At 39.9% G+C, this 8,048-nt stretch carries 7 protein-coding genes; 3 read left to right on the top strand and 4 right to left on the bottom strand.

The features are described from left to right. Positions 1-246: 246 nt before the first annotated feature. On the top strand, positions 247-597 hold the full coding sequence (locus tag CYP51_RS08475) for a hypothetical protein (protein ID WP_103625101.1): 351 nt from the start codon (positions 247-249) through the stop codon (positions 595-597). A gap of 35 nt (positions 598-632) precedes the next feature. Here CYP51_RS08475 and CYP51_RS08470 read toward each other — a convergent pair whose 3' ends face one another. The 4 genes from CYP51_RS08470 to CYP51_RS08455 all read right to left on the bottom strand — a co-directional run bounded on the left by CYP51_RS08470 (position 633) and on the right by CYP51_RS08455 (position 5,537). Continuing rightward, positions 633-2,402: an aryl-sulfate sulfotransferase gene (locus CYP51_RS08470; protein ID WP_103625100.1), complete on the bottom strand. Its 1,770-nt coding sequence runs from the start codon at positions 2,400-2,402 to the stop codon at positions 633-635. A 265-nt stretch (positions 2,403-2,667) separates the two neighbouring features. After that, positions 2,668-3,792 (bottom strand): cytochrome d ubiquinol oxidase subunit II, encoded by a 1,125-nt coding sequence (locus CYP51_RS08465; RefSeq protein ID WP_103625099.1) that lies wholly within the window; start codon positions 3,790-3,792, stop codon positions 2,668-2,670. Next, positions 3,785-5,320 (bottom strand): cytochrome ubiquinol oxidase subunit I, encoded by a 1,536-nt coding sequence (locus CYP51_RS08460; RefSeq protein ID WP_103625098.1) that lies wholly within the window; start codon positions 5,318-5,320, stop codon positions 3,785-3,787. The genes CYP51_RS08465 and CYP51_RS08460 overlap by 8 nt, the downstream gene beginning before the upstream one ends. 1 nt (position 5,321) lies before the next feature. After that, entirely contained in the window at positions 5,322-5,537 is a 216-nt protein-coding gene (locus CYP51_RS08455) for a DUF4492 domain-containing protein (RefSeq protein ID WP_103625097.1), read from the bottom strand. Positions 5,538-5,662: 125 nt separating this feature from the next. Between CYP51_RS08455 and CYP51_RS08450 the strand changes: the two genes are divergently transcribed. Then, on the top strand, positions 5,663-7,297 hold the full coding sequence (locus CYP51_RS08450) for a CTP synthase (protein WP_084109918.1): 1,635 nt from the start codon (positions 5,663-5,665) through the stop codon (positions 7,295-7,297). A gap of 105 nt (positions 7,298-7,402) precedes the next feature. Further along, entirely contained in the window at positions 7,403-7,954 is a 552-nt protein-coding gene (locus CYP51_RS08445; protein ID WP_103625096.1) for an NAD(P)H-dependent oxidoreductase, read from the top strand. The last annotated feature ends 94 nt before the right edge of the window (positions 7,955-8,048 follow it).

Here is an 8,048-nt window from a genome sequence, read left to right as displayed (position 1 = left end):
AATTTATACAATGCGATAAAAATTTTTAACAAGGATGAGAAAATGATCGTAAAAATAGAGGGCATAAAAGTGATGCCAATGCAAACTAAAATTTTAAATTCTGGCACAAACTTTTATGAAAATAACTTCACAAATACAACTTTAATTTTTCCTTTTTACGCGAAGAAGTAAAACAACTTCTAATCTCCAAAACAAGAGCGATTTAGCTTTTATTTTAAATTTAATTTATAGTTAAGAGAGTTTTATATGCAAAGTGAAAAAACAGAAATTTTACTTGATGAAGTGAATGAAACAATAGATTCGATATTTAGAACCTGTAATAAAAATGGTGGAACAAAGAAAGCTTTGGAAAATAGAAAGCTAAATAAAGAAATTTTGAAAGATAAATTTGTATCGATCTTTTTAAAATTTGACCAGATAGATGATGATAATTTTAAAAGCATAGTTCTTGCAAGTGATGAAACAAAAGAGCTAAGCGATATGGTAAAAGCTTTTGAAGCGGATAAAGATATAGACTTGCCAGAAGTAGAGCGAGCGATAAATTTTAACCTTACTAGAATCAAAGAAGCAATCTATAAATTTCAAAACAACAACTAAAAGCTGGTGCGAGAAAAATCTCACACCAGATACTGCTAATAACTAAATACCTCCGGATCAATAACCATCGCCCTATAAGCGACATCGTCTCTTGAAGCAGAGTCCACATCCATCTCAAATTTGATCTCATTTGTCTTTGGATCGATCTCAACTAAGACCATTTTGATAGTCTTGTCAGGACGGAGTAAATTTACATTTGAGCTTGAGATGAAGTAGGTATTTTTATCCTTTTGCCACTCGACGTTGCTAGTAACTGCGCTATAAAAGTCAAATCCACGCTCTTTGCCAAACTGCCAAGTTTGTTCAACCGTGCCCTTTTTCTCATCTATCTTATATTCAACCGCACGGGAGTATTTATCCTCTTTAAAGGCTGGCTGCTCCATGCCCCTTGCATCGCCATTGTCAAATACGCTTAGGTGTTTTATGCTGCCTTTGTTGTCGTATCTTGGCGTTAACCATGCGGTGTGCTGAGTCCATGACCAGTCAAATTCGCCCTCGCATTTTGAGTTTTCGCATTTTATCTTATTGCCTTTGCTATCGACTGGAGTTAGCACTTTGGCTTTAAATTCTTCACTCCAGCCCTCAGGCGAAGCTAATATCCATTTTACTTTCTTGTCACGTCCTATCTTTACGATGCCTTGGTGACGAAGTGAAAGGATGATACTATCGTCGCTCTCATCATATGAGATAGAGTTTACGTGAGCCCAGTTTCTACCTGTGCCAGTAGAGGTGATGTCGCCAAATGGCTGATCGTCGCTTATCTTGATCTCTTTTGCGTCCATATCAATATTTAGGCAAACAGCTCTAGCATCAAGCGCTTTTATGAGGTTGCTGCGGTAGACATTGTTGCCAAAAATTTCATTTAGATCCCACTCTTCGACCACCTTACCGGTGCTATCGACCTCTATGATGTGGTCTCTTATGGTGTGAGAAATTTTGCCATCTTTGTGGTGGTAGTTGTATTTGCCAACCCTAAGAAGTGCGTGATCATCCTTTAATGGCATAACTTCATGGCTTAGATCGATGTAGCCTCTTGGAAGCGGGCGGTTATAAATTTCTTTTCCCATAAGGTCATATCTTAGATATCTTTGAGCCATGCCAAAGCTGATATCGCCGTTTTTTAGCTGATGAAAGCCCATCATCATGCCTCCATCCATCACTCTGCGCTCGCTGCGGTCGTAAAATTTCTGATAGTCAAGGTACCATCTAACCTCGCCTTTGGTATCTACGATGTAGTTTTCGGTAAAGTCATTCCAGCTAGCAGCTCCGCCATTTTTCCAATCAAGTGGTTTATAGACGCTTGTGATCGTGTTATTTATGAGATAGAGCCTGTTTTTAAAGGCAGGATCGACCTTTTTTACGCGAGTCTTTTGCATGTGAGAAAATCTAAAATCACGGCTATATGTGACGATAGGCTGGGCGTAAATTTTATACGTTTCTACCTTTTTGGCTCCGTTAAATGTATAGCTAAGCACGACCTCGTTTAGATAGTCAGGATAAAGGCCCCAAATAGGCACACCATCATGCGTTAGCAGGGCATGCTCTGAGACGTTGTAGTCGATGTCGATGCCGCCATCTGGCTTGCCTTTTACTTTGACGTGGATATCTTTGATATCTTTGCCGGCTCTATCGATGATAGCAGTTAGAGGCGATACGTCGTAAGGATTTATAAAGACTGATCCAAGCTCGCCTTGAACCTTTACGTGATGAGCTAGGACTCCAGCCTCTAGTGGCGTGATGCCTATACTAAGACCACTAACCAAAACAGCCGCAAGGGCAACAGAACCTAAGAAATTCTTGCTCATTTTCGCTCCTTTAATAAAATTTAATGATATCTTACTACTCAAATTTCACACAGAACTAACGCTTATATGAAAAGTGGCTTAAGTAAATTTATAAAAAAGTCGTTTTAAAGAGTAAAAATAAAAAGAAGAATTTAGGAGCAAATGCCCCTAAATTTTAGTTATTTGCATCAAATTTCTTAAGAGAAAAAAGAACAAATTTATAGCTAGCAAATAGTGTCACTGGCCAAAGTATCAAAAAAATTCCTGCTTCTAACATCTTTTATCCTTAGTATGCGTGATGATCGTTTTTGATCTCGTCTTGCGTGATCTTCTTGCTATCTATCGCTCGCCAAACGACGATGATATAAGCAAGCACTACTGGCACTAGCAAGCTAACATAGGCCATAACGCCAAGTGTGTAGTGGCTAGAGCTTGCGTTTTTGATAGTTAGCGAGCTAGCAAGGTCGCTAAATGACGGATAAAATGCAGTGCCATTTAGGCCTGTTATCAAAAATAGTGCAGTCACAGCTAGTGTTACGCCAACGCCGTAAGCAAAAATTCCACGAATGCTTTTTGTAAATGCCCCTTGGAAAATTCCAACAAGTACCAAAACAACGCCAACAAGAAGCAATATACCAACGATAGGCATCTCGATCAAATTTATAGCATATTTGTAAGGCATAAGGCTAACCACGCCGTTTGCGTCGTATGCAAAGCCATCTTTTGTAAGCACCCAAGCAAGAAAGCCTAGGAAAAATGGCAAGAATAGCACGGTGTTGATAAGTAGCTGCTTTCTAGCGTTTTGTATAAATTCGCCATCAGCGATGTTGTTCATAAGATATAAGCAGCCACCTATGCGAGATAAGAAAAACATCGCTATGCCAAGCAAATACAAGTAAGGATTTGCCAATGCTTCAAGGCCGCGAAACGGAGTCTTCCACTCGACAAAGTTGTGCTCATTTAGCACAAAGTCACTGCCGCTAAAAAATGTACTAACCGCCATGCCAATAAGGATAACGCCAAGTGAGCCATTTATGAAAAGGAAAATTTCATAAGTTCTAGCGCCTAAGAAGTTATCAGGCTTTTTGCGGTACTCGTAGCTTACGGCTTGGATGATAAAGCAAAATAAAATAGCCAGCCAAACCCAGTAAGCGCCGCCAAAACTAGTAGCGTAAAATAGCGGGAATGCCGCAAAGCATGCGCCTCCAAACATAACAAGCGTTGTAAATGTAAGCTCCCATTTTCTACCGATAGAATTTATGAGCATATCTTTTTTAAGCTCGTCCTTGCCAAGGCTAAAGATGAGCGACTGGCCGCCTTGAACAAACATCATAAAGACCAAAAGTCCGCCAAGAAGGCTAACTATAAACCACCAATAAATTTGTAAATTTTCTAAGCTTAAACTATGCATGGTCGTTAAATCCTATCTTTATTTGCTTAAGCATGATTTTGATCTCAGCAATCAGCAAGACCGTAAATAAAACAGCAAATAATATAAATGAAATTTTGACATTTGAGTCAGATAAATTTGTAGCTCCTACGCCAACGGTCATGAGATCTTGTATCACCCATGGCTGACGACCGACCTCTGCTACTATCCAGCCAGCTTCAGCTGCGATGTAGCCAAGCGGTATGGTAAAGAGGCAGATCCACAAAAACGCTCTTATTTTTTCAAATTTATATTTTCTTGAAAGATTTAGATAGAGCGTAATAGCAAAAAGAGCTATAAAATATGTACCAAGTGCTACCATGATGTGGAAGCTATAAAATGTAAGCGCAACTGGCGGTACAGCCTCTTTTGCATCTTTAAGATAGCCGTATCCTAAGAAATTTAGGTTGCTTTCTAAATTTGAAAGCGAAGTTTTCATTAGGCTCTCGTCATTTGCTTTTTTGGCTTCTTTGTAGTTTTTAAGAGCTTCGATAGCTACTTTACCTTTTGCCATCTTCTCTTCTACGCTCATTATGCCGTGCTCGCTATTGCCATAAAGTATGTCATCAATGCCTGGTGTAAATGAGTCAAGCTCTCTGTTTGCCATGATGCCAAGTGCATAAGGTACTTTTATCTCAAGTAAAAATTGATCAATGTCATCGCCAAGCTTTTTAGCTGGGTTTAAAATACCAGCAGCAACTAGACCAGCGTTTTTCTCGCCTTTATAAAGTCCCTCCATCGCAGCAAGCTTCATAGGCTGCTTTTGAGCTACAAAATATGCGCTCTCATCGCCACTAAGTAGCAAAAATGCCGATGTGATAAGGCCAAATGCGCTAGCAACGACGATGCTTTTTTTGGCTAGCAAGATATGACGTTTTTTGATTAAAAACCAGGCAGAAATTCCTATCACAAAAAGAGCTGAGATAGTGTAGCCACTAGTTACTGTGTGTAAAAATTTGCTAATGCCAAGAGGATTTAGCGCGACTTCGAAGAAATTTTCCATCTCCATTCTAGCGGTATCTGGGTTAAATTTCATACCGATTGGGTACTGCATCCATCCATTTGCGATTAAGATCCAAAGTGCGCTTAAATTTGAACCGATCGCAACAAGCCATGTTGAAAGTAGGTGAAATTTCTTGCTAACCTTATCCCAGCCAAAAAACATAATGGCAAAAAATGTACTCTCCATGAAAAATGCGAGCAAGCCTTCAATCGCAAGAGGAGCGCCGAAAATATCGCCGACAAACCAGCTGTAGTTTGCCCAGTTTGTACCAAACTCAAATTCCATGATGATGCCAGTAGCCACACCGATAGCGAAATTTATACCAAAGAGCTTTAGCCAAAATTTCGTTATCTCAAGCCAGACTTTATCGCCGGTTTTAACATATATCGTCTCCATAATGGCGATGATAAAACTTAGCCCCAAAGTAAGTGGGACAAACAAAAAGTGGTAAATGGCAGTCAGCGCAAACTGAGCCCTAGACCAATCAACAAAATCCATCTCAGACATTTTATTCCTTTATTAAATTACGAATTACAAATTCGCTTTTTTCTTCGTCGGTTTGAAATTTGGTATTAAGAGTCTCGTCAAAGATGAAGACCTTTAAAATTCCAAACATAATGATAAGCTTTATTATTATGAGAAGCCATAATTTCTTGCCTATTTTCATGTTTTTAAAGCCGTCTATATATAAAGAGGCAATGATGTTTAAGTAGTTTTTTATCATGATTTTTGAAGTCTATAACAAAAAGACTTAAAGAATAATTTTTAAAATTTATACGATTAATGCCTTACTAAATATTTAAGGGGTATAATCCGCAATTAAAAAATAAATAAATTTAAGGAAATTTAATGGCAAAAGAGACGAAGTACATTTTTATCACAGGTGGCGTTTTAAGCTCACTTGGGAAAGGCATCGCAGCTGCGTCTATCGCGACATTACTAAAAAATTCTGGACTAAAGGTGAGTGTTTTAAAAGCTGATCCATATATAAACGTAGATCCAGGCACGATGAGCCCACTAGAGCACGGCGAAGTCTTCGTCACAGACGATGGTGCTGAAACAGACCTAGACCTTGGTCACTATGAGAGATTTTTAGATGAGAGCCTAAGCCAAGATAATAACTTCACAACGGGCAGAGTTTATAGCTCAGTTATTGAAAAAGAGCGCCGTGGCGACTACCTTGGAAAGACTATCCAGGTTATCCCACATATCGTTGGCGAGATAGTTGACCGCATAAAAAAAGCAGGTGAAGGCAAAGATGTGCTCATCGTTGAGATTGGCGGAACCGTTGGTGATATCGAGGGACTACCATTTTTAGAGGCGATAAGAGCGCTAAGGGTGGAAGTTGGCAAAAAAAGGGCGCTAAATATCCACCTAACGCTTGTGCCATTTATAAAAGTGGCGGGCGAGCTAAAGACAAAACCAACCCAGCATAGCGTAGGAGAGCTAAGACGTATAGGCATAACACCAGATATCATCATCTGCAGATCCGAAATGCCACTAAACCGCGAGCTAAAAGATAAGATAGCAGCAAGCTGTGGTGTTGAGAAAAATTGTGTCATAGAGAGCTTAGACAGCGCAAGCATCTATCAAATTCCACTTTCATTTTTAAAACAAGACATACTAACTCCAATCGCTGAAAATTTAGGCTTTAATGAGCTAAAACCAGACATGGCAAAGTGGGATAGCCTAGTAAAAAGAATCATAGCTCCAACAAATGAAACTACAATAGCATTTGTGGGTAAATATATCGATCTAAAAGAGAGCTACAAGAGCCTAACTGAGGGTATCATCCACGCTGGAGCAAATTTGGATGCTAGGGTAAATTTACGCTGGATAGATAGCGAAAAGATAGAAGAGAACAATGTAAATGAGCTTTTAAAGGACGTAGATGGCATCTTGGTTGCTGGCGGCTTTGGCGAGAGGGGCGTTTTAGGCAAGATGCAAGCTATAAAATTTGCTCGTGAAAACAAGATCCCTTATCTTGGAATTTGCCTTGGTATGCAGCTAGCGCTCATTGAGTTTGCAAGGGATGTTTTGGGCTTAGAGGATGCAAATTCTATGGAATTTGACAAAGAGTGTAAAAACCCTATCATCTATCTAATCGATAGCTTTATCGACGCTCACGGCAAAAAACAGATAAGAACGCATACAAGTCCACTTGGTGGTACGATGAGGCTTGGAGCATATAACTGTGAGATAAAACCAAAGACACTTCTAGCTGAAATTTATGGCAATGCAAAGAGTGTAAAAGAGCGCCACCGCCACCGCTACGAGGCAAATCCAAAATATAAAGAAATTTTTGAGAAAAATGGTCTTTTAGTAAGTGGCGAGAGCGATGGGCTGATAGAGGCTATCGAGCTCAAAGGCCATCCATGGTTTGTGGGCGTGCAGTGCCATCCTGAATTTACTAGCCGTCTAACTAAGCCAAATCCTGTGATATTAGGCTTTATAAAGGCAAGTTTAGAAAACGTCAAATCTTAAATTTAGAGCCATCTGGCTCTAAAAATTCTTTTAAAAATTTTACTGTTTTATTCAATTATTTGCCAAATAAATCCCACTTCTTTCTATAAATTTTTAAGGAGAAAAATGAAAACCCTAATCATCTTAGCCCACCCAGACATTCAAAACTCGGTCATAAACAAACGCCTGCTGCAAGAGGCTCTCAAAGAGCCGCAGCGCTTTAGTGTCCATGATTTGACGCAGGTTTATGGGAGTGGCAACATCGATGCCGCGCACGAGCAAGAGCTCATCAGAGCCCACGACGCCCTCGTTTTGCAGTTTCCGCTTCACAACTTCTCCTGCCCTCCGATTTTAAAATCGTGGATCGACGCGGTGATGACGCACGGCTTTGCCTACGGACGGGGTTCAGACGGCATAGCGGGGCGCAAAGTGGCTCTAGCCGTGACCGCAGGCATCAAAAAGAGCGACTACAGCCCGCAAGGACGCTATCATTTTAGCTTGCGCGAGGTTCTTACGCCGTTTGAGCTTGCGTTTAAATACTATTTTCGCGCCGATTACCGCGGCTTTTTCGCATTTTACGGCGCCGAGGAGACTCCGGGCGTAGACTACGTATCAAGCGACAGCGAAATAGAACGCGGCGCTAGAGAATACGCGGAGTTTTTGCGAAATTTAGAATAAATTTTTACAAAAATGGTTTAAACTTTATGACATAAAGCATTTAAAAATTTATAAATTTAATTGTATAAATTTTTGCTAATACTTACTATTTTTG

Origin of the sequence: Campylobacter concisus (genome assembly GCF_002912895.1) — a bacterium.
Lineage (GTDB): Bacteria > Campylobacterota > Campylobacteria > Campylobacterales > Campylobacteraceae > Campylobacter_A > Campylobacter_A concisus_G.
Note: the sequence above shows the minus strand (reverse complement) of the source record. Positions and strands in the feature narration are given on the sequence as shown.